The sequence below is a fragment of the Pelomonas candidula genome, assembly GCF_043555985.1.
Classification (GTDB): domain Bacteria; phylum Pseudomonadota; class Gammaproteobacteria; order Burkholderiales; family Burkholderiaceae_C; genus Pelomonas; species Pelomonas candidula.
This window is the reverse complement of the sequence record NZ_JBIGIC010000001.1, coordinates 671451-691262: the sequence shown is the minus strand read 5'-3', so window position 1 is coordinate 691262 and position 19812 is coordinate 671451. Positions and strand designations below refer to the sequence as shown.

The 19812-nt window shown below is 69.5% G+C and carries 22 protein-coding genes; 10 read left to right on the top strand and 12 right to left on the bottom strand.

Annotated features, from left to right (window positions below):
- Positions 1 to 151 precede the first annotated feature (151 nt).
- Together ACG04R_RS03345 and ACG04R_RS03340 are read right to left on the bottom strand one after the other, a co-directional pair.
- Positions 152 to 1414 (bottom strand): acyl-CoA dehydrogenase family protein, encoded by a 1263-nt coding sequence (locus tag ACG04R_RS03345; protein ID WP_394406445.1) that lies wholly within the window; start codon positions 1412 to 1414, stop codon positions 152 to 154.
- Between the two features lie 76 nt (positions 1415 to 1490).
- Positions 1491 to 3482, bottom strand: a complete 1992-nt coding sequence (locus tag ACG04R_RS03340; RefSeq protein WP_394406444.1) for a monovalent cation:proton antiporter family protein — start codon at positions 3480 to 3482, stop codon at positions 1491 to 1493.
- Between the two features lie 184 nt (positions 3483 to 3666).
- On the opposite strand from ACG04R_RS03340, the gene ACG04R_RS03335 reads away from it, so the two are divergent.
- The 6 genes from ACG04R_RS03335 (at position 3667) to ACG04R_RS03310 (ending at position 8781) form a co-directional block, all read left to right on the top strand.
- Positions 3667 to 4938: a Glu/Leu/Phe/Val family dehydrogenase gene (locus tag ACG04R_RS03335; RefSeq protein WP_394406443.1), complete on the top strand. Its 1272-nt coding sequence runs from the start codon at positions 3667 to 3669 to the stop codon at positions 4936 to 4938.
- Between the two features lie 147 nt (positions 4939 to 5085).
- Complete coding sequence (locus ACG04R_RS03330; RefSeq protein ID WP_394406442.1) at positions 5086 to 6123, top strand: ABC transporter substrate-binding protein; 1038 nt, start codon at positions 5086 to 5088, stop codon at positions 6121 to 6123.
- On the top strand, positions 6120 to 6686 hold the full coding sequence (locus ACG04R_RS03325; protein WP_394406441.1) for an SCO family protein: 567 nt from the start codon (positions 6120 to 6122) through the stop codon (positions 6684 to 6686). The genes ACG04R_RS03330 and ACG04R_RS03325 overlap by 4 nt, the downstream gene beginning before the upstream one ends.
- Before the next feature lie 148 nt (positions 6687 to 6834).
- Positions 6835 to 7260: a cupredoxin domain-containing protein gene (locus ACG04R_RS03320; protein ID WP_394406440.1), complete on the top strand. Its 426-nt coding sequence runs from the start codon at positions 6835 to 6837 to the stop codon at positions 7258 to 7260.
- Positions 7257 to 8018 (top strand): ABC transporter permease, encoded by a 762-nt coding sequence (locus ACG04R_RS03315; protein WP_394406439.1) that lies wholly within the window; start codon positions 7257 to 7259, stop codon positions 8016 to 8018. Before ACG04R_RS03320 ends, ACG04R_RS03315 begins: the two co-directional genes overlap by 4 nt.
- Entirely contained in the window at positions 8008 to 8781 is a 774-nt protein-coding gene (locus ACG04R_RS03310) for an ABC transporter ATP-binding protein (protein WP_394406438.1), read from the top strand. The genes ACG04R_RS03315 and ACG04R_RS03310 overlap by 11 nt, the downstream gene beginning before the upstream one ends.
- Positions 8782 to 8860: 79 nt before the next feature.
- On the opposite strand, the gene ACG04R_RS03305 is transcribed toward ACG04R_RS03310, so the two are convergent.
- The gene (locus ACG04R_RS03305) at positions 8861 to 9304 is read right to left on the bottom strand and encodes an OsmC family protein (RefSeq protein WP_394406437.1); all 444 of its coding nucleotides are present in this window, start codon (positions 9302 to 9304) and stop codon (positions 8861 to 8863) included.
- An 818-nt stretch (positions 9305 to 10122) separates the two neighbouring features.
- Between ACG04R_RS03305 and ACG04R_RS03300 the strand changes: the two genes are divergently transcribed.
- Genes ACG04R_RS03300 through ACG04R_RS03290 form a run of 3 tightly spaced genes read left to right on the top strand, consistent with a single transcriptional unit; the run spans position 10123 to position 11762 of the window.
- A complete protein-coding gene (locus tag ACG04R_RS03300) occupies positions 10123 to 10683 on the top strand; it encodes a DUF2242 domain-containing protein (RefSeq protein WP_394406436.1) in 561 nt (186 codons plus the stop codon).
- Between the two features lie 28 nt (positions 10684 to 10711).
- On the top strand, positions 10712 to 11047 hold the full coding sequence (locus tag ACG04R_RS03295) for a hypothetical protein (protein ID WP_394406489.1): 336 nt from the start codon (positions 10712 to 10714) through the stop codon (positions 11045 to 11047).
- A 34-nt stretch (positions 11048 to 11081) separates the two neighbouring features.
- Entirely contained in the window at positions 11082 to 11762 is a 681-nt protein-coding gene (locus ACG04R_RS03290) for a hypothetical protein (protein WP_394406435.1), read from the top strand.
- Between the two features lie 22 nt (positions 11763 to 11784).
- On the opposite strand, the gene ACG04R_RS03285 is transcribed toward ACG04R_RS03290, so the two are convergent.
- The 8 genes from ACG04R_RS03285 to ACG04R_RS03250 form a co-directional block, all read right to left on the bottom strand.
- A complete protein-coding gene (locus tag ACG04R_RS03285; RefSeq protein WP_394406434.1) occupies positions 11785 to 12174 on the bottom strand; it encodes a YybH family protein in 390 nt (129 codons plus the stop codon).
- A 17-nt stretch (positions 12175 to 12191) separates the two neighbouring features.
- Positions 12192 to 13451 (bottom strand): RNA polymerase sigma factor, encoded by a 1260-nt coding sequence (locus tag ACG04R_RS03280; protein WP_394406433.1) that lies wholly within the window; start codon positions 13449 to 13451, stop codon positions 12192 to 12194.
- An 81-nt stretch (positions 13452 to 13532) separates the two neighbouring features.
- Positions 13533 to 14018, bottom strand: a complete 486-nt coding sequence (locus ACG04R_RS03275) for a VOC family protein (protein WP_394406432.1) — start codon at positions 14016 to 14018, stop codon at positions 13533 to 13535.
- Positions 14019 to 14028: 10 nt separating this feature from the next.
- Positions 14029 to 14433 carry a VOC family protein gene (locus ACG04R_RS03270; protein WP_394406431.1) on the bottom strand — a complete coding sequence of 135 codons (405 nt, stop codon included), beginning with the start codon at positions 14431 to 14433 and terminating at the stop codon, positions 14029 to 14031.
- A gap of 5 nt (positions 14434 to 14438) precedes the next feature.
- Positions 14439 to 14840, bottom strand: a complete 402-nt coding sequence (locus ACG04R_RS03265) for a VOC family protein (RefSeq protein ID WP_394406430.1) — start codon at positions 14838 to 14840, stop codon at positions 14439 to 14441.
- 111 nt (positions 14841 to 14951) lie between these two features.
- The gene (locus tag ACG04R_RS03260) at positions 14952 to 15491 is read right to left on the bottom strand and encodes an SRPBCC family protein (protein WP_394406429.1); all 540 of its coding nucleotides are present in this window, start codon (positions 15489 to 15491) and stop codon (positions 14952 to 14954) included.
- 11 nt (positions 15492 to 15502) lie between these two features.
- On the bottom strand, positions 15503 to 15907 hold the full coding sequence (locus tag ACG04R_RS03255; protein ID WP_394406428.1) for a YciI family protein: 405 nt from the start codon (positions 15905 to 15907) through the stop codon (positions 15503 to 15505).
- Between the two features lie 165 nt (positions 15908 to 16072).
- Complete coding sequence (locus ACG04R_RS03250; protein WP_394406427.1) at positions 16073 to 16420, bottom strand: YciI family protein; 348 nt, start codon at positions 16418 to 16420, stop codon at positions 16073 to 16075.
- A gap of 224 nt (positions 16421 to 16644) precedes the next feature.
- Between ACG04R_RS03250 and ACG04R_RS03245 the strand changes: the two genes are divergently transcribed.
- Complete coding sequence (locus tag ACG04R_RS03245; protein WP_394406426.1) at positions 16645 to 18354, top strand: ATP-binding protein; 1710 nt, start codon at positions 16645 to 16647, stop codon at positions 18352 to 18354.
- Here the strand turns inward: ACG04R_RS03245 and ACG04R_RS03240 are convergent.
- On the bottom strand, positions 18351 to 19811 hold the full coding sequence (locus tag ACG04R_RS03240) for a hypothetical protein (protein ID WP_394406425.1): 1461 nt from the start codon (positions 19809 to 19811) through the stop codon (positions 18351 to 18353). The two genes, ACG04R_RS03245 and ACG04R_RS03240, sit on opposite strands and share 4 nt — an antisense overlap.
- Position 19812: the final 1 nt, after the last annotated feature.

Below are 19812 nucleotides of genomic sequence, written 5' to 3'. Positions count from 1 at the left end.
CCGCACGCATCGCCGTCCCCTTGGGGGCTGAGGCCGGACACGGGGCGTCCAGTGGACGGCCTGTGCCTGCCGACGCTCTGCGGCCATTGGCCGCAGAGCGGTCCCGGCTGGCCCTGCCCGCGTTCAGCGTGGCAGGACCGGACGAGGGGCCTCAGCTCCCCCGCGTGACGGGCATCGTGATCTTGTCGGCGGGCAGCTTCATGTGGCTGGCCAGCTCCAGCTTGGCCAGCGAGTTGCGGTGCACCTCGTCGGGGCCGTCGGCCAAGCGCAGTGTGCGCTGATGGGCCCACATCATGGCCAGCGGCGTGTCCTGCGACACGCCTGCGCCGCCAAAGACCTGGATGGCCCAGTCGATGACCTTGAGCGCCATGTTGGGCGCGACGATCTTGATCATCGCGATCTCGGCCTTGGCGACCTTATTGCCCACCGTGTCCATCATGTAGGCGGCCTTCAGCGTCAGCAGACGGGCCTGCTCGATGGCGCAACGCGACTCGGCGATACGCTCCTGGGTGACCGTCTGTTGCGCGATGGTCTTGCCGAAGGCGGTGCGCGCGATGGCGCGCTCGCACAGCAGCTGCAGCGCGCGCTCGGCGGCGCCGATGCTGCGCATGCAGTGGTGGATGCGGCCCGGGCCCAGGCGCCCCTGCGCGATCTCGAAGCCGCGGCCTTCGCCCAGCAGGATGTTGGCGGCCGGCACGCGCACGTTCTTCAGCTCCACCTCCATGTGGCCGTGCGGCGCGTCGTCATAGCCGAACACGCTGAGTGGGCGGATGACGGTGATGCCGGGCGCATCGGCCGGCACGACGATCATGGACTGCTGCTCGTGGCGGCCCGCCTCGGGGTTGGTCTTGCCCATGACGATGTAGACGGCGCAGCGCGGGTCGCCGGCGCCGGAGCTCCACCACTTGCGGCCGTTGATGACGTAGTCGTCGCCATCGCGCTCGATGCGGCATTCGATGTTGGTCGCGTCGCTGGAGGCCACGGCCGGCTCCGTCATCAGGAAGGCCGAGCGGATCTCGCCGCGCAGCAAAGGCTCCAGCCAGCGGTCCTTCAGCGACTCGCTCGCGTAGCGCTCCAGCGTCTCCATGTTGCCGGTGTCCGGTGCCGAGCAGTTGAAGACCTCGGGGGCCCAGAACACGCGGCCCATGATCTCGCACAGCGGCGCGTATTCGAGGTTGGACAGCCCCTCGGGCGCACGGTCCGAGCGCGGCAGGAACAGGTTCCACAGCCCGGCCGCACGGGCCTTGGGCTTGAGTTCCTCGATGACCTTGGTCGCCTGCCAGGGGTTGCCGGCCCGGCGGTTGGCCTCGACCTCTTCCAGGTAGCGCCGCTCGTTCGGGTAGATGTGCTCGTCGAAGAAGGCGAGCAGGCGTTCGCGCATCTGCGCGACCTTGGGGCTGTAGTCGAAGTTCATGGCGCGGGTTTCCTGTGCGACGGCGCCAGTGTGGCGCAGCCGCGTCCGCGCGCTTGTCACCCAGGCATCAGCACGGTCAGCCGGCCAGCAGCTTCTGCTCGGCCAGCGCCAGCGCGGCCGGCATGCCGCTGAGCACCAGCGTGTCGCCGCCTTCCAGCGTGGCGCCGTCGACGAACTGGCCCTTGCCGTTGGCGCGGCGCAGCGACACGACGGCCACACCCATCGCATGCAGCGCCAGGTCGTCCAGCGGCCGGCCGGCATGCGCGCTGGCCGTGGGCAGCGTGACGGAGGACAGGCGGGCCTGCTCGATCTCGTCCACCGTGTCGTCGTCGGCGCCGTGGAAGTAGCCGCGCAGCAGGCCGTAGCGCTTGTCGCGCGCGTCGCGCGTGATGCGGATGACGCGGCGCATCGGCACGCCCACCAGCGCCAGCGCGTGCGAGGCCAGCATCAGCGAGCCCTCGATGGCCTCGGGCACGACTTCCGTCGCGCCGGCGGTCTTGAGCCGCTCCAGGTCGGCGTCGTCGATGGTGCGAACGACGACCGGCACGCGCGGTGCGTGGGCGCGCACCAGGTCCAGGATCTTCAGCGCCGACGGCGTGTCGTGATAGCTCACGACGACCGCGCTGGCGCGCGCCAGGCCAGCGGCCATCAGGCTCTGCACCTTGGCCGCGTCGCCGAAGACGACGCTCTGGCCCGCGGCAGCGGCCTGGCGCACGCGGTCGGGGTCGAGGTCCAGCGCCATGTAGGGAATGTGCTCGCCCTCCAGCAGGCGCGCCAGGTTCTGGCCCGAGCGGCCGTAGCCGCAGATGATGACGTGGGCCTCGGTCTTGATGCTCTTCTTGGCGATGCTGGTCAGCTGCACGGACTGCATCAGCCAGTCGCTGCTGGACAGCTTCATGACGATGCGGTTGCTGTACATCACGAGGATGGGCGTGGCCAGCATGGACAGCACCATGCTGGCCAGCACCGGGCTGACCCACTGCGCGGCGATGAGGTTCTGCTGCGCGCCGAGCGTGAGCAGCACGAAGCCGAACTCGCCGGCCTGCGCCAGGTACAGGCCGGTACGCAGCGCCACGCCCGGCGGCGACTTGAACAGCCGCGCCAGCGCCGCGATGAGCGCGAACTTGGCCAGCACCGGCAGCATCGTCAGCGCGATGACCAGCCACCAGCTGTCCACCAGCGGATGCCAGTCCAGCTTCATGCCGATGGTGATGAAGAACAGGCCCAGCAGCACGTCGTGGAAGGGCCGGATGTCGGTCTCCACCTGGTGGCGGTACTCGGTCTCCGAGATCAGCATGCCGGCGACGAACGCACCCAGCGCCAGGCTCAGGCCGGCGTGCTCGGTCAGCCAGGCCAGGCCCAGCGTGACGAGCAGCAGGTTCAGCATGAACAGCTCGTCGCTCTTGCGCCGGGCCACCAGCGTCAGCCACCAGCGCATCAGCTTCTGGCCGCCGAACAGCAGCAGGCCCAGCAACACGACGGCCTTCAGACCGGCCCAGGCCAGCGCCTCGGCCATCTCGCTGCCGCTGCTGTTCAGGGCCGGGATCAACACCAGCAGCGGCACCACGGCCAGGTCCTGGAACAGCAGCACGCCCATGACCAGCTTGCCGTGCGGGCTCTCCAGTTCCAGCCGCTCGGCCATCAGCTTGACGACGATGGCCGTCGAACTCATGGCCATCGCCGCGCCCAGCACGAGGGCGCCCTCCCAGCGCAGGTCCCAGGCGCGCCCCAGCAGCGTCAGGCCGGTCATCAGCAGTACGTTGCCCACGATGGCGCCGGCGATGGTCAGCACCACCTGCGACAGCCCCAGCCCGAACACCGCCGTCTTCAGCGCGCGCAGCTTGGGCAGGTTGAACTCCAGCCCGATGGCGAACATCAGGAAGACGACGCCGAATTCGGCGAGGTACTGGATGCTGGCCGAGTCGTGGGCGAAGGCCAGCGCGTTGGGCCCGATCAGCACCCCCACGGCCAGGTAGCCCAGCATGGGCGGCAGCTTCAGCGAACGGCAGGCCACGACGCCCAGCACCGCGGCGACGAGATAGAGGAGAGCGAGGTCCAGGGAGGTCACCTCCCGATGGTATTCGGGCGCCTCAGGGGCTTCCCTTGGGGGCCGCCTGGGAGTGAAATCCCTCACAGGTTCGCAAGGCCATGCGTTGCTTGCATAAGCCAATACTCACTTGGCTAGACAAGTTGTTGAGGCGAACCCAGCCTTCGCGCTACCGTTCGCCCCACTCAAAGTTACGGAGCGTTTCATGCCCAACCTGTCCTTCGTTTCGCCCACGCGCAACAGCCCGTGGGGGACGTATCTGTCCCAGATCGACGCCGTCGAGCCCTACCTCGGGCACCTGGCGCGCTGGGTCGAGACGCTGCGCCGCCCCAAGCGCGCGCTCATCGTGGACATCCCCATCGAGCTGGACAACGGCACCATCGCCCACTTCGAGGGCTACCGTGTGCAGCACAGCCTGACGCGCGGCCCCGGCAAGGGCGGCGTGCGCTACCACCCGGACGTCACGCTGGAAGAAGTGATGGCGCTGTCGGCCTGGATGACGGTCAAGAACGCCGCCGTCAACCTGCCCTACGGCGGCGCCAAGGGTGGCATCCGCGTCGACCCCAAGCTGCTCAGCCAGAAAGAGCTGGAAAAGATGACCCGCCGCTACACCAGCGAGATCGGCATCATCATCGGCCCGCAGCAGGACATCCCCGCGCCGGACGTCAACACCAATGGCCAGATCATGGCCTGGATGATGGACACCTACTCGATGAACACCGGCGCCACGGCGACCGGCGTCGTCACCGGCAAGCCCATCCCGCTGGGCGGTTCGTTGGGTCGCGTGGCCGCCACCGGCCGCGGCGTGTTCGTCGTCGGGCGTGAAGCCCTGCGCCGCCTGAACATCGACCTGGACGGCGCCCGCATCGCCGTGCAGGGCTTCGGCAACGTCGGCTCCATCGCGGCCAAGCTGTTCGCGGCCAACGGCGCCAAGGTCGTGGCCGTGCAGGACCACACCGGCACCATCCTGAACGAGAACGGCTTCGACATGGCCAACCTGCTGGAGCACGTGAACACCTACAAGGGTGTCGCCGGCTTTGCGGGCGGCGACAAGATCGCCGACGAGAACTTCTGGGACGTGAAGAGCGACGTGCTCATCCCCGCCGCCCTGGAAGGCCAGATCACCGCCGAGCGCGCCCAGCGCCTGCAGACCCGCGTGGTACTGGAAGGCGCCAACGGCCCGACCACGCCCGACGGCGAAGCCGTGCTGGCCGACCGCGGCATCACGGTCGTGCCCGACGTCATCGCCAATGCGGGCGGTGTCACGGTGTCGTACTTCGAGTGGGTGCAGGACTTCTCGTCCTTCTTCTGGACCGAAGACGAGATCAACGTGCGCCTGGACAAGATCATGATCGGCGCCTTCAAGCACATCTGGGAGACCGGCGAGCAGCACAAGATCCCGCTGCGCACGGCGGCCTTCACGGTGGCCTGCACGCGCGTGCTGCAGGCGCGCGAGGAGCGCGGCCTGTACCCCTGACCGACCGCGACGGGCTACCCGTCGACGCGTAACCCGGCCGAAACTTCGGACATCCGTGACGTAGGTACGTAGGCACAATTCTGTCAGCACCGATGGACGGACCGGGCCATCGGGCCCAGTCTTGCGGGCCTTGCGACTGTTGCCATGATGCCCGACCTGCCCCCATCCATCTCCACCGGCCTGGATCGTCGGCAACTCCTGCGCGGCGCCGTGGCGTCCGCGCTGCCGGCGCTGGGCCTGCCCGCGCTGGCGGCCGACAAGCCGCTGGTCGTCGGCGGCCTGCCCGTCACCTGCAACCTGACGCTGCCCATCGCGTGCACGGCGCGCAGCGCGACCAACAAGGCGTCGGGCAGCTCGGCCCTGCAGTTCGAGTACAGCAAGTACAACGGCTGGCCGGAGATCAAGGAGTCGCTGATGACGGGCGGCATCCAGGCCGCCTACATGCTGGCACCGCTGGTGATGGACCTGGCGGACAAGAAGATTCCCGTCAAGATCGTCTCGCTGGGCCACCGCTCGGGCGCCGTCATCATGGTGCGCACCGACTCGCCCTACAAGAAGTTCCGCGACCTCACGGGCAAGCGCATCGCCATCCCCAGCCGCTTCGCCGTGGACTTCCTGTTCCTGCGCAAGATGCTCGCGCAGGAAGGCATGAGCCCGAAGGACGTGCAGATCGTCGAGATGCCGCCCCCCGACATGCCGGCCGCGCTGTTCGCCAAGGCGGTGGACGGCTACTGCACCGGCGAGCCCTTCGGCGCCGCGGCACAGCGCGCCGGCTACGCCAAGCCGCTGCGCATGACGCGCGACGAGTGGCGCAACTACATCTGCTGCGTGCTGACCGTGCGCGAGGAACTCATCAAGAGCAACCGGCCGCTGGTACAGGACCTCGTCAACCACGTGCAGGGCGCCGGCAACTGGCTGGACCTGCAGCCCGCCAACCGCGAGAAGGCCATCCAGATCGCCGCGGGCCGCAAGTTCTTCAACCAGGACCCCAACATCCTGCGCTTCGTCATGGAGAACCCGACGGACCGTGTCACCTACGGCGACCTGCGCATGATCCGCGCCGAGTTCGACGAGCTGATGCAGCTGTCCATCGAGGCCGGCACGCTGAAGGCGCCAGTGGCCTACGAGCGCTACGTCGACGACAGCTTCGTCAAGGCCGCCAAGGCCGCCCCCATCCCGATATGAAGCGCCGGACCTTGCTGCTGGCCACGCTGCCGCTGCCGTCGCTGGCGGCGACGGAGCGGCCGAAGGCCGGCGTCTTCGAGCCCGCCCAGGCCGCGCCGGAGTTCTCGCTCAAGGGTACCGACGGCGGCGCGCTGAGCCTGGCCCGCTTCAAGGGCAAGCTGGTGCTGCTGGCGTTCGGTTTCACGAACTGCCCCGAGGTCTGCCCGACGACGCTCGCGACCCTCGCCCAGGCCCGCAAGCAGCTTGGCGCCGATGCGGCCGACGTCCAGGTCGTCTATGTGACCGTGGACCCCGAGCGCGACAGCATCGAGCGCATCCGCCAGTACCTCGCAGCCTTCGACACGACCTTCATCGGCGGCACCGACACGCCGGCCAGGCTGGCCGAGATGCGCAAGCGCTACGGTGTGGTCGCCGAGAAGGTTCCGCAGGCCAACGCCTACGGCATGAACCACTCCACGTCGGTCTGGCTCATCGACCGCACGGGCAAGCTGCGGGCCATGATGCCCTACGGCCACGACGCCAAGGACTTCGTGCACGACATCCGACTGCTGCTGGCGAAATGAGGCCCCTCGTCCAAGGAGTCCCTTGGCCGTTCCCCCGGGGGAACGGCGATGCTTGCGGCATTGAACCGCAGGCACATCGCCAGGACGGGCCGGCTCGGGAGCAGCCCAGCGCTGGGCCCGCATGCATAGCCCGAGTTAGGCAAACCACGTGAAGCGCTGGCTCTGGCTGCTCCTGTCAGTCATCGTGCTGGCACCCCTCGCCTGGGCCGCCTTCGCGCCCATCGAGCCGCCCACGCGCGACGAGCTGTTCGAGATCCCCAAGGGCACCTACGCCCGCCGCATGGCCGGCGACAAGGTCGAGATCCTGCCCGACACCATCCACCTCACGCTGGGCCTGAACGACCAGCTGCTGCTGCGCAACCTCGACGACGTACCGCAGCAGTTCGGCCCGGTGCTGGTCATGCCGGGGCAGAGCTTCCGGCTGCCGTTCGAGGTCGCCTCGACCTACAGCTTCGCCTGCACGGCGCACGCCAGCGGCCAGATGAGCATCGTCGTCGCGCCCACGCCCGCGCGTGGCTGGCCGACGCTGAAGTGGCGCTGGCAACAGTGGACAAGCAAGAAGGAGAACCGGTGAACCTGCGCCTGAGTCGCATCCTCCCGCCGCTGGCGGTCATCGCCCTGGTCATTGCGGCCTGGTGGGGCATCGTCGTCTATACCGAGAGCCCCATCTTCCCGACGCCCTGGGCCGTCGTCACCGGCACGCTGGAGCTGGCGCAGGACGGCACGCTGTGGGACCACATCAGCGCCTCGCTGATCCGCGTGGGCATCGGCTTCGGCCTGGCCATGCTGGTGGGCATTCCGCTCGGGCTCTGGATGGGCTGGGTGGGCGGCGCGTACCGCACCTTCAACCCGATCTTCCAGATGCTGCGCCCCATCTCGCCGATCGCATGGATTCCGCTGGCCATCCTGTGGTTCGGCGTTGGCGACGCGTCGCCGATCTTCCTGATCTTCATGGCCTCGGTGTTCCCGCTCATCGTGCAGACCACGTCGGGCGTGCACACCATCGACCGGCGCTATCTGCGCGCGGCAGCCAACTTCGGCGTCACGCGCGGCGTGCTGTTCCGCCGCGTCGTCATCCCGGCCGTGCTGCCCGAGATCATCATCGGCATGCGCATTGGCATCGGCGTGGCCTGGCTCGTGGTCGTCGCTGCCGAGATGATCGCGCTGCGCTCGGGCCTGGGCTATCTCATCATGGACTCGCGCAACGCCGGCAACCGCTACGACCTCGTCATCGCCGCGATGGTCCTCATCGGCATCATCGGCCTGCTGCTGGACGGCATCACCCGTCTGCTCGAAAAACTCAAGACCGTGCGGTGGCGCTATGTCCGCTGAAAACAAGCCTCCCAAGATCGCCGTCAAGGCCCTGAGCAAGAGCTTCAAGGCCGCCAAGGGCAAGCTGCTGCCCGTCATCGACGGCGTGGACTTCGACGTCGCCGAAGGCGAATTCGTGGCGATCGTCGGCCCGTCGGGCTGTGGCAAGTCCACGCTGATGAACATCCTGGCCGGCTTCGAGCAACCCGACGCCGGCAGCTTGGCTCTCGACGGCAAGCCCCACCCCGGCCCCAGCCCGCAGGGCATCGTCATCTCGCAGCACGGCTCGGTGTTCCCGTGGCTGACCGTGCAGCAGAACCTGATGTTCGGCCTGGACGCCAGGGCCAGCGGCACGGCCAACGCCGAGCTGGCCGACCACTACGCGGCCATGGTGGGCCTGAAGGGCTTCGAGAACGCCTACCCGCACGAGCTGTCCGGCGGCATGCTCAAGCGTGTGGAGCTGGCGCGGGCCTTCATCGTCAAGCCCGAGATCCTCTACCTCGACGAGCCGTTCTCGGCACTGGACGCGCTGATGAACCTGCGCATGCGCAACGAGCTGCTGCGCATCCTGGCCGAGGAGAAGCACACCGTGCTGCTCATCACGCACGACGTCGACGAGGCCCTCTACATGGCCGACCGCGTGCTGGTGTTGTCGCCCCGGCCCACGCGCATCCAGGCCCGGTTCGAGCTGGACATGCCTCACCCGCGGCGGCTCATCAGCCCGGAGATGGACCAACTGCGCGAGGCGATCCTGAAGGAGCTGGGCCTGGAGATGCCGGCTTAGGAAGCACTGAGCCCGTCCCGGCGAGCGGGCGCGTCTGGCAGCGGGACGCAACGCCGCGAGGGAGGGGTTCAGCGCTTCCTCAACCCTTCAGCACGGCGCCCGTGCTGTCCAGCACGCGCAACGTGACGGGAATGGCCGGCGCGACACTCTGCGTGACGGTGCAGTAGTCCTCGAAGGTGTCCAGCACGCGCTGGATGTGGCCCAGCTCGGCGGCCGGCCGGCCCAGATGCAGGCCCACCGCCAGGCCTTGCACGCGGTTGCGTCCCTGCGCGTTGCGACCGACCGTCGCCTTGACCTCCGTGCGCAGCGGCGAGGGGTCGTCCTTGTACTTCTGGCAGGCGAACCACAGCGACGCGCTCAGGCAGTTGCCGACGGCCGAGGCCAGCAGCTCGACCGGGTCGGGGCCAAGGCCCGTGCCGAACGGTGCAGGCTCGTCGGACAGCAGCACCGGCAGGTCCGGCGCGTAGTGGTGTTCGAACTGGTAGCCCTGACGCTGGATCAGGGTGACGCTGGGGTTGTCCATCGAAGGCTCCTGCTGAGATAGGTAGTTGATAACAAAATGTCGAACTGGGGATCAATGTATCGAACCACCTGGCCGAAGCCAGCAGCCGGCAGATGTCAAAGTATCCAAGCGCTTGGTTGCTGGTGCCGTTCAGAGTCAACCGCCAGGGCTCTGGCGGGCACCCACCACGTTCCTAGTGCCGAAGCTCGTGTGGGCGGCTGCTCAGCAGCGGGTACCCAAACGCCATGAGCACCGCCCGTGTCGGCCTGGAGAAAGGCCCCGAGGAGCTCGTCGCCCAGCTGAAGTAGGCTACCCGTCGGGCACAGCGCTCATGTCCCCGCAGGCGCCCCCCAGGCAAGCGTCGGCTCAACGCAGGTCCGTATGGCGCGAGCTCGCCGTCTTCACCTGCTTTGTGACGCTCGCGCGCATGTCTGCGGCCTGCCTGATCGCCGCCAGATGCGCCTCTTCGCTGGCACGACTCCTGCTTTTACTGCTTAGTCAAAGTTGTCTCCTCCATCCGCCTGGATGGATTCATGCCCCGGGTTGAACCAACTCGGGGCTTTTTTTCGTCGCGCACGGAAACCGGGCATGTTCATGGTGCAAACATGCCCAGTTTTCGAAGGTGGCCAGGACATTGACGGCGATGCGATGCTCGCTCGGGCTGCCCCCTCCCGCCGTGCCATCCGAGCCGGGTCGGCGTCAAGTGAGCGCCGGCTCACCAGGAAAAGACCAGCCCCTGTCATCGGTGGTGGTACCTGGCGCGTTGGCGGCTATCGACGACTGCCGCCATGCCGGCCCGCGGTCACCCCGGGCTCACCCGACGACGGAATAATCGCGACATGCATCGCCTCAGTTCCCTGATCCTGACCCTGCTGCTCGGCTCGCTGCTGGCCGGGTGCAACACGCTGCCCCCGTCCTCGGCCGAGAAGGCTGCCGGCCGGGTCTACCAGCGTGAGAGCTTCGCCGCCGAAGAAACGTTCTCGCGCCTGTTCGACGCCGACGTCGACACCACCTGCGAAGCCGCGCGACGTGCGCTGCTGAGCCAGGGCTACGTGATCAGCAAGGCCGAGAGCGGCGTCGTGCGCGGCAGCAAGCATTTCCAGCCTGGTGGCGAGGTGCACGTGGAGATCGCCTTCAACGTGGTCTGTGTCGGCGACGGCCCCAAGCAGCAGATCGCCACCGCCTACGTCAGCGCCCAGCAGGACCGCTACGCGCTGAAGAAGAGCACTCAGGGCGCCAGCCTGGGCGTCAGCGCGCTGGGCTCGATCTCGGTGCCGCTGTCGTCCAGCGAGGATTCGCTCGTCAAGGTCGCCTCCGAGACGATTCCCGCCGGCGAGTTCTACGACCGCTTCTTCACGCTGATGCAGCGCATGCTGCGCGAGAACACGACCGAGCACTGACCTGCGCCCGTTGCCGTCAGCCCAGGCCATGCCGCGCCGGCCGTCCCGCGACCACCACCACGTCTACGTCGTGCTGCTGTCCGAGCAGGTCTGGAACGAGCCGGCGTTCCGCAAGGCCAACCCGGGCCACGACATCCTCAAGCCCTGCCTGTACGTCGGCATGACCGGCCTGGACCCCGACCTGCGCTTCGACCGCCACATGGCCGGCGTGCAGGCCAACCGCTTCGTGCTGAAGTACGGCGTGAGGCTCGTTCCGGAGCTCTACGAGGTCTACAACCCCATGCCCTACGAGGCGGCACGCGACATGGAAGTGGAACTCGCCATCGCGCTGCGTGAGCAGGGCTACGCGGTGTGGCAGGCTTAGCCCCTCGCTTCGCCTGCCTCTCAAAACCATCGCCATGAACCGACTCGAGTCCGAGCTGCAACGCCTGTACCGGCTACCCTCCACCGCCGCGCCGGGCGATGTGCGCGCGCTGGTGCTGGAGCTGGGCCGCCCGGCCGACTGGGAGGCGCTGTCGCGCGTCTGGCGCGGCGTGCAGGCGGACCTGGCCCTGCCTGCGCCGGCCATCGCCGTGTCGGGCAGCGACGGGCTGCAGCTGTGGTTCTCGCTGCAAGCCCCGGTGAACGCAGCCCGGGGCGCGGAGTTCCTGGCGGGCCTGCGCGCCCGCTACCTGGCCGACATCGCCCCGGCGCGCCTGCGCCTGACGCCGCCCGCGGCCGAGCTGCCACCGGTGCCGGCCGAGCAGCCGGCCACGGGCAACTGGTCCGCCTTCGTCGCGCCCGACCTCGCGGCGGTCTTCGTCGACACGCCATGGCTGGACATCCCGCCCGGCGCCGAGGGGCAGGCCGACCTGCTGGCCCGGCTGGAAAGCATCAGGCCCGCCGCATTCGACGCCGCGATGCAGGGCCTGCAGCCCGGCGATGCCGCTGCTGCCATGCCACCTGCGACGCTGGCCCCGGCCTCTGGCGACACCCCCGACGTGGACCCGCGGCGTTTCCTGCAGCGTGTGCTGAACGACGAGACCGTCACGCTGGCGCTGCGCATCGAGGCGGCCAAGGCGCTGCTGGCACGGTCCTGACAGGCCGCGCCGGCACGCGTCGTCAGGCGGCCAGCGAGAGGTTGTGCGAGTCGCGCGCCAGCAGCCAGCGGCCGTCGGCGGCGCGGCGATAGACGGTCAGCCGGTGGCCGGCCAGGTCGATGGCCTCACCGCCGGCCCTCGGCACGAGGTGCAAGGCATCGCGGCACAGCGTGTACGCCAGGTCGCCGGCGACGCTGACCTCCAGCGGCTCGCTGACACAGCGCAGCTGGAACTGCTCGTGCCCGGCCAGGAACTTGTCCGGGAACTCGCGCTTGCCGAGCGGCGGGCCGCCGGGGTTCAGCAGCACGACGTCGTCGCTCATCATCGTCAGCAGCCGGGCGAGATCGCCGGCGTTGACGGCGGTCATCCAGACCGCATGCATGTCACGGATCGCCTGTTCGTCGGAGGTCATGGCCGGTCTCTCCAGGTTCAACTCGCGAGCCGCTTCGCCCGCGCCAGCAGCAGGTCGCGCTGCACGTCGTTGTCCGTCAGCTCCGCGGCGCGCAGGTAGGCGTCGCGCGCGTCGCTGACGCGGCCCAGGCGTTCCAGCACGTCGGCCTGGGCGCCGGCCAGGAAAGGGTAGCGCTTGAGCTGCGGCTCGGCGGCCAGCGCCTCCAGCAGCGGCAGCGCCGCCGCCGGCCCATGGGCGAAGCTGACGGCCACGGCGCGGTTCAACGCGATGACGGGCGAGGGATTCAGCGCCAGCAGGCGGTCGTAGCCAGCAACGATGGCGTTCCAGTCCGTGTCCTCGCTGCGGGCGGCGCGCACGTGGCAGGCAGCGATGGCGGCCTGCAGCGTGTAGGGACCGGGTTCGCCCAGGCCCAGCGCCGTCTCCAGCGCGGCCAGGCCGCGGCGGATCAGCAGCGCGTCCCACTTGCGACGGTCCTGGTCGGGCAGCAGCACGGGGCGGCCTTGCGCATCCAGCCGCGCTGGCAGGCGCGAGGCCTGGATCTCCAGCAGCGCAGCCAGGCCGTGCACCTCCGAGTCGCCCGGCAGCAGGTGCTGCAGCTGGCGCGCGAGACGCAGCGACTCGTCGCAAAGCGCCGGGCGCAGCAGCGTCGCCCCGCTGCCGGCGCTGTGTCCCTCGTTGAAGATCAGGTAGACGATGGCCAGCACGGCGCCCAGGCGCTGGGCGCGCTCGGCCGGGCCGGGCAGCTCGTAGGCCTGGCCGTGCAGGGCCTTCTTGGCGCGCACGATGCGCTGCGCGACGGTGGCCTCGGGCTGCAGGAAGGCGCGCGCGATCTCGGCCGTCTCCAGGCCGCCCAGCAGCCGCAGCGTCAACGCGACCTGGGCCTCGCGCGGCAGCACCGGGTGGCAGGCAATGAAGATGAGGCGCAGCTGCTCGTCGCCGATCTCGGCCTGGTCGCGCGCGGCATCGAGGTGGTCGCTGAAGTCGGGCACGACATGGGTGCCCATTGCCTCGTCGTCGGCCGCGAGGTGCTCGTGCTCGCGCTCCAGCATCGCGCGGCGGCGCAGTCGGTCCAGGGCCTTGTTGCGGGTGGCGGTCATCAGCCAGGCGGCAGGGTTGGCAGGCTGGCCGTCGCGCGGCCAGTGCTCCATCGCGGCGATGAGGGCGTCCTGCGCACAGTCCTCGGCTTCGTCGAGGTCACGCAGCAGCTTGGCCGCCGCGCCGACGAGGCGGCTGCGCTCGATACGCCAGACGCCGGCAGCAATGTCGGCATGGCTCACGGCCGTGGCGCCCGGCCGCCCGAAGCCACAGGCGCGCCCCCTCGGGAGGCAGCAAACGCAGTGCGCGTGGGGGCATTCATGTCATGCGCCGTCGTAGGCCAGCTGGAGGGCCGCGAGGTCGATCTTCTGCATCTGCCAGATCGCCTGGAAGACACGCTGCACGCGGGCGGCGTCAGGGTCGCGGATCATGTCGAACCAGGCCTTCGGGATGATCTGCCAGGACAGGCCCCAGGCGTCCTCCACCCAGCCACACGCCTTCTCCCGGCCGCCGCCGGCGGGCAGCCGCTCCCAGAGGTGGTCGACCTCGGCCTGGTCCTCGCAGGCGACCATCAACGAGAAGGCCTCGCTCAGCTTGAAGTGCGGGCCGCCGTTGAAGGCCGTCATCTGCTGGCCGAGCAGCTCGAACTGCACGACCATGACGCTGCCCGCCGCGCCGGGCGAGTTCTCGCCCCAGCGCTGCGTGTGCGTCACCTGGCCGTCGCCGAACACCTTCAGGTAATGCGCCACCGCGTCCTCGACGCCCTTCTCGTACCAGATGAAGGGCGTGAGCTTTTGCTGGATCTTCATGGGAAGCTCCTCAGCCCTGTGGGGGCATGCCGCGCATGTGGACGAGCTCCCAGTGATGGCCGTCCGGGTCCTCAAAGCCATGGCCGTACATGAAGCCGTGGTCCTGCGCCTCGCTCGGGATGGTGGCGCCGGCGGCCCTGGCCTTGGCGACCAGCGCATCGACCTCCTCGCTGCTCTCGCAGGAGAGGCACACCCAGCCGGTCGTCGCCGTCTTGCCATCCGGGAAGGCCTTGGGCGTGAAGGTGCGCGCGAAGTCCTCGGACAGCAGCATCGCGTAGAGGTTGTCGCCCAGCTCCATGCCGGCGGCCTTGTCGTTGGTGAACTGCGGGTTGAAGCGATAGCCCACGGCCTCGAAGAAGGCCTTGGTCCTGGCCAGGTCCTTGACGGGCAGGTTGACGTAGATCTGCTTGTGCATGAGGTTCACTCCGGCTTGATCAGCGGTTGGACGAGATGGATGAGATTGCCGCAGCCGTCCTCGAACATGACGGCCTTGATCGGGCCCATGTCGACGGGCTCGCCGCGCACGACGACGCCGCGCTCGCGCAGCTTCTGCGCCTCGGCCTCGACGTCGTCGGTGATGAAGGCCGTGCAGGGCATGTTGGCGTCGTAAAGTGCCTTCTGGAAGGCCTTGGCCGGCGCAAAGCCCAGCGCCTCCAGCGCCAGCTCCACGCCGTGCGCGCCCTCGGGCGAGACGACCGTGAGCCAGCGGTAGGTGGGGCCCATCGGGATGTCGGCCATCTTCCTGAAGCCGAGCTTCTCCGTGTAGAAGGCCAGCGCCTTCTCCTGGTCGTCGACGAAGACGGTGGAAATCTTGATCTGCATGGTGTGTTCCCGGTCAGATGGGCGTTGTGGCGATCGCTCCGCGGCTGCGCAGCTGAATGGCGAGGTGCATGCCGGCGGGCCCCGCGATGTCGACCCCGAACTGCAGATCCTTCACGGCCTGGCCTCGGCGATCTGGCGCAGGTTCTGCAGCCCGTCCTCGAAGTCGCGGCCCACCATCCGGTCCATGTCGATGAAGATACCCATCAGCTTGCTCATGAAGTTAGCCGGGCCGTTCATCGTCCAGCAAACCTCGGTCGAGCCATCGGGCGCGGCCTGCAGCGCGAACTCCGCCTGGTTGTGGGCCTCGAAGGGCTTCACGAAGTCCAGCCTCATCTGCACGGCGCGGCCGGGCTGCTGGCCGGTGATCTCCAGGCTGCCGGTGCCGACCGCCTTGCTGTCCCAGTCGTAGCGCGATCCGATGCCGCTGGCCGCGCCGCTGTAGGCGCTCTTCAGCATCGGGTCCTTGCGCTCGTAGGGATTCCAGCGGTTGAAGCCGCGCAGCTCGCCGACCAGCGGCCACAGCGCTTCGGCCGGCGCGGCAATGCGCAGGCGGCGCTCGACGCGGAACTCGCCGGGCCGCGTCGCGGCATAGGCCAGCAGCATCAGCAGCGCGACGCCGAGACCCACGAGGATGAGTGAGAGGTTGCTCATGGCCGCCCCCTTCATTCGCTGCGCAAGGCCATGTCGCCGCCGGGCGCGAAGTCGGCGTCCTCGTAGAGCCGGCGCACCTCGATCTCGCAGGCCATGCCCACGAACGGCATCGGGAAGCGGCTGGCCCAGGCGCGCGCCTCCTCTTCGGAGCGCACCTGGATCAGCGTGTAGCCGGCGATCAGTTCCTTGGACTCCGTGAACGGGCCGTCGATGACCTGCACGCGGCCGTCGGCCTCGTAGCGCTGGCGCCAGCCGTCACGGCTGGGGCGCAGGCCGGCGCCGTCCAGCAGCACGCCGGCACGCGCCATCTCGCCGTGGAAGGCGCCCATTTCCTCGAACAGCTTGGCGTACTCGGGGCCGGGCGGGTCGCCGCGCTCGCTGACGGCAGTGGCGCGGACCTGGATCATGAATCGCATGGCATTTCCTTCCTGGGATGGCTGAGGCGGCGCGGTCGTCTGTTCGCGCCTTCATTCCCACGACGATCCATGCGCGCCGGATTCGACAGTCTTCGGGTAACTACCCGTATTTCGAAGCTTGGGGTATCCGGCCCGCGTTCAGCGGTACCCAACCGGACGAGGGGCTCACATGTAACAGGGCCCCACGCCCCGGATCTCGACCGTCGCCCACTCTGCCGCCGGGCAGCGCTCGGCCCAGGCCAGCGCGACGTCCGGGTCCTCGGTGTCGAGCAGGAAATAGCCGCCCACCATCTCCTTGGCCTCGGCGAAAGGGCCGTCCCAGACCTGGGCAGTGCCGTCACGCTTGGCCAGTCGCTTCGCGGCGGTACCCAGCGAGTTGACGCCCAGCAGCAGCCCTTCGGCCTGCAGCTCGGCGGTGAAGTCCAGCATGCGCTGGTAGACGGCCTCGCCCGCGGCGCGGCCGCGCTCGGCGCGCTGGCCGACGGGTTCGACGATGAAAAGCATCTGGGGCATGGCAGGTCCGCGGTCGAGAAACGATGGCCGAGATTCTGGCGGCACCGGTGTCACGGATATGTCAGTTGCCCGCGCATCCGGGCCGAGCGCCGCGCCTGTGTTCAGCGGCAACAGGCTGGACGAGGGGCTCCGGTGAATTCGGTTGCGTCATCCCCCAGATGCGGCACAGTTGGGGGCCTAGCGGCATTGCTCCGGCATAAGGCCGCAACTCAGCGGAGGCCGAGATGGACGACATGACCCGTGTCGCAATACTGCTCGTGAAGGCCGCACCTGGCTTGCCCATCATCGGCGCGGCCTCGGGCCGGGCCAAGGTGCTGGGCTACGACCCGCAGGCGCTGCGCGGCATGCCACTGGCGTTGCTGTGCCCGCTGCGTCAGCCCGATGGCCGCGCCTCCGGCGAGACGCTGGACGACGTGCTGGCCCAGGTGCAGCAGGCCGGTTCGCTGAGCCTGCCATGGCACTTCCAGACCCGCACCGGCGAGTCCCGGCCCCACGTGCTGCACCTGACGCTGAGCGAGCGCGATGGCGAGCCGCAGCTGGCCGTCTGCCTGGTGGACATGAGCCGCATGCAGTTCGCCGAAGCGCTGAACCAGGCCAAGAACGAGCTGCTGGAGATGGTCGCCACGGGCCGGCCACTGGACGAGGTGCTGAACCGGTTGACGGCCGTCGTCGAGTCGCAGTTCGACGGCCTGTACTGCAGCGTGCTGCTGCTGGACCTGGATGGCCGCCATGCCCACGTGGGCGCAGGCCCGCGCATGCCGCCGGAATACCTGCAGTCGCTGGAGGGTTTGGAGATCGGCCCTACCGTGGGCTCCTGCGGCACGGCCATGTTCGACGACCGCCTCGTCGTCGTCGACAACATCGCCACCCACCCGCTGTGGACGAACTTCCGCGACCTGGCCATGCCCCACGGCCTGCGGGCCTGCTGGTCAGCGCCCATCCACGGGCCGGACCAGCGCGTCATCGGCAGCTTCGCGATGTACTACCGCGAGGTACGCAAGCCCAGTCCCGATGAGCTGGCCGCGATGAACGCCGCCAGCCACCTGGCCGGTATCGCCATCGACCAGGAACGCCGCACCGAGGAGCGCCGCCGCGCCGCGCAGTGGCTGGAGATCCAGGTCCAGGCCCGCACCAAGGAATTGCTGGCCACGCAGGACGAGCTCGTCAACAGCCGCAAGCTCGCCGCCCTGGGCCAGTTGCTCGCCGGCATCGCGCACGAGATGAACACGCCTCTGGGCAACGCACTGCTCAGCGCCAGTGCGCTGCGCGACGGCAGCGCCAGCTTCGCCGAACGCATGGCCGACGGCGCGCCGCTGAAGCGCCAGGAGCTGGCCGACTGGGTCGCGCAGACACGCGCGGGCACCGAGCTGGTGGAGCAGAACGTCGAGCGCGCGCTGCGGCTCATCAACCGCTTCAAGCAGCTCACCGAGGACAGTGGCCGCGCGGTGCGCTCGCGCTTCGACCTGCGCGGGGCCGTGCTGCTGGCCTGGGCGCGCGTGCAGACCCGCCTGAGCGTGGACCGCGTGCGCCTGGCCTGCGAGCTGCCCGACGGCTTCGTGCTCGACGGCTACCCCGAGGTGTTGCAGCAGGTGCTGGAGCAGGTGCTGGAGAACGCCTGCGTGCACGGCTTCCGCGACGACCGCTCGGGCTACATCCGCGTCAGCGCGCGGCGCAGCAGCGATGCGCGGCTGACGCTGGAGGTGCATGACAACGGCGTGGGCATGCCCGCCGCCGACGTGGCCCGCGCCTTCGAGCCCTTCTTCACGACCACCTTCGGCCAGGGCGGCTGCGGTCTGGGCCTGTTCGTCGCCCACAGCCTCGTCAGCGGCATGCTGGGCGGCAGCCTGCAGCTGGAGAGCCGGCAGGGCGAGGGCACGGTGGCGACGCTGGAGCTGCCGATGCAGGCCACCGCGTCGCTCGCCCTCGCCGCCTAACGCCGGATCGGCGAGCCACCGCGCCAGGCCGGGTCACTCCAGCGCTGGAAGGCCCCCATCAGCGCCGGCTCGGCGGACTGGCGTTCGGTGGCCAGCGTCGCCAGCGACACGACCTCGAAGCTGCGGCGGTACTTGCCCTCGGCGCGGAACTCGCGTGCCACCAGCATCTGCGCGCCGCCAGGCACCCAGCCGGCGAACTCGGCGACGCCCAGGCCCGGCTGGGCCGGCGCAGGCGGCATGACCTCGACATGCCAGCCTTCGCGATCCTTGACGAACAGCCACAGCTCGCGCCAGCCATCCAGCGGCTGCACGGCCAGCGCCAGCGCGCGGCCCTCGCGGTTCAGCGACGCGGACGCCAGCGCGACCTGGCCGAAGCTGCAACGGCGTACGGCCAGCTTGCTGCCCTCCTTCAGCTCGACGCAGCGCTCGCCGTCGGCACCCGGCAGCAGCGCCAGCTGCACCGCGCCGAAGTCACGCGACGCCTGTGCCGTGCCGAGCCAGCGCGCGGCGTTCACGCGCATCGCGGCGTCGGCGTAGGCGGCCTGGTCGTCCTCGGTCAGCTCCGTCGGCACGATGCCGGCAAAGTCGGCCAGCGCCTGCGGCTGCACCGCATCGCCCCGGCGGGCCTGCGCGAAGGCCAGGCTCGCGGAGACGGACGCACGGCGCATCAGCAGCCGGTTCTTCCAGTGCACGGGCAGCGTCGCCGCATCGACCTGGGCCAGCACCTGCGCACGCCACTGGTCGCGCGCTTCCTGCTCGCGCACGGTGGCCTTCGGGTTCAGGCAGTCGGGCCGCGTGACGGCCAGCGCGGCCCGCACGCGCTGCTCGGGCGTCGCGGCGGTGGCCAGCACGCGGCGGAAGGCATCGCCGTCGTAGCAGACCTGCACGCGGCCGTCCTCGGCGTCGAACTGCTCGAACTTCAGGCCGTAGCGCGCCGCCACGTCCAGCTGCGCGGCGAGCTGGCCCTCGCCGAGCTTGGCATTGGGCAACGACGCACGGTCGGCGATGCGCTCGGCGAAGGTGCCAAAAGCGTCCAGCGCCTCCGCGCCGCCGGGGCCGGCCAGCTCGGCCGGCGTGGCCGCCTGCACATAGGCCGCGGCCAGGCCCAGGCCGAGGCCTTCGGTGCCCCACTGCTGGCGAGCCAGGCGCAGCTGCGACAACAGCTCGGCCGTGGCGCCGTCGCCGCGCGGCATGACGAGTACCTGGCTCTTGCGCAGCCAGCCACCGCGCTCGCGGCGGTAGTCCCACACCTGCCAATGATCACCGCGCTCGGCGCGGATCTCCAGCGCCTCGCCGCGGCCCAGCTGGGCCTGCAGCGACGCGGTGTCGCGCGGCGCGCCGCGCAGCGGCGAGTCCTGGGACACCAGCCCGGCGCGCGGGAACTCGGCCGCACGGGCCTCGGTCATGAAGACGGCGGCCAGCGTGGCGGCCACCACGACGAGAGCAAAGCGACGCATG

Bases quoted from the DNA above. Each gene is read 5' to 3' on its own strand.
- ACG04R_RS03345 (WP_394406445.1), bottom strand. From the start codon at position 1,414: ATGAACTTCGACTACAGCCCCAAGGTCGCGCAGATGCGCGAACGCCTG.
- ACG04R_RS03335 (WP_394406443.1), top strand. From the start codon at position 3,667: ATGCCCAACCTGTCCTTCGTTTCGCCCACGCGCAACAGCCCGTGGGGG.
- ACG04R_RS03330 (WP_394406442.1), top strand. From the start codon at position 5,086: ATGCCCGACCTGCCCCCATCCATCTCCACCGGCCTGGATCGTCGGCAA.
- ACG04R_RS03325 (WP_394406441.1), top strand. From the start codon at position 6,120: ATGAAGCGCCGGACCTTGCTGCTGGCCACGCTGCCGCTGCCGTCGCTG.
- ACG04R_RS03310 (WP_394406438.1), top strand. From the start codon at position 8,008: ATGTCCGCTGAAAACAAGCCTCCCAAGATCGCCGTCAAGGCCCTGAGC.
- ACG04R_RS03305 (WP_394406437.1), bottom strand. From the start codon at position 9,304: ATGGACAACCCCAGCGTCACCCTGATCCAGCGTCAGGGCTACCAGTTC.
- ACG04R_RS03300 (WP_394406436.1), top strand. From the start codon at position 10,123: ATGCATCGCCTCAGTTCCCTGATCCTGACCCTGCTGCTCGGCTCGCTG.
- ACG04R_RS03295 (WP_394406489.1), top strand. From the start codon at position 10,712: ATGCCGCGCCGGCCGTCCCGCGACCACCACCACGTCTACGTCGTGCTG.
- ACG04R_RS03290 (WP_394406435.1), top strand. From the start codon at position 11,082: ATGAACCGACTCGAGTCCGAGCTGCAACGCCTGTACCGGCTACCCTCC.
- ACG04R_RS03285 (WP_394406434.1), bottom strand. From the start codon at position 12,174: ATGACCTCCGACGAACAGGCGATCCGTGACATGCATGCGGTCTGGATG.
- ACG04R_RS03275 (WP_394406432.1), bottom strand. From the start codon at position 14,018: ATGAAGATCCAGCAAAAGCTCACGCCCTTCATCTGGTACGAGAAGGGC.
- ACG04R_RS03270 (WP_394406431.1), bottom strand. From the start codon at position 14,433: ATGCACAAGCAGATCTACGTCAACCTGCCCGTCAAGGACCTGGCCAGG.
- ACG04R_RS03265 (WP_394406430.1), bottom strand. From the start codon at position 14,840: ATGCAGATCAAGATTTCCACCGTCTTCGTCGACGACCAGGAGAAGGCG.
- ACG04R_RS03260 (WP_394406429.1), bottom strand. From the start codon at position 15,491: ATGAGCAACCTCTCACTCATCCTCGTGGGTCTCGGCGTCGCGCTGCTG.
- ACG04R_RS03255 (WP_394406428.1), bottom strand. From the start codon at position 15,907: ATGCGATTCATGATCCAGGTCCGCGCCACTGCCGTCAGCGAGCGCGGC.
- ACG04R_RS03250 (WP_394406427.1), bottom strand. From the start codon at position 16,420: ATGCCCCAGATGCTTTTCATCGTCGAACCCGTCGGCCAGCGCGCCGAG.
- ACG04R_RS03245 (WP_394406426.1), top strand. From the start codon at position 16,645: ATGGACGACATGACCCGTGTCGCAATACTGCTCGTGAAGGCCGCACCT.
- ACG04R_RS03240 (WP_394406425.1), bottom strand. From the start codon at position 19,811: ATGCGTCGCTTTGCTCTCGTCGTGGTGGCCGCCACGCTGGCCGCCGTC.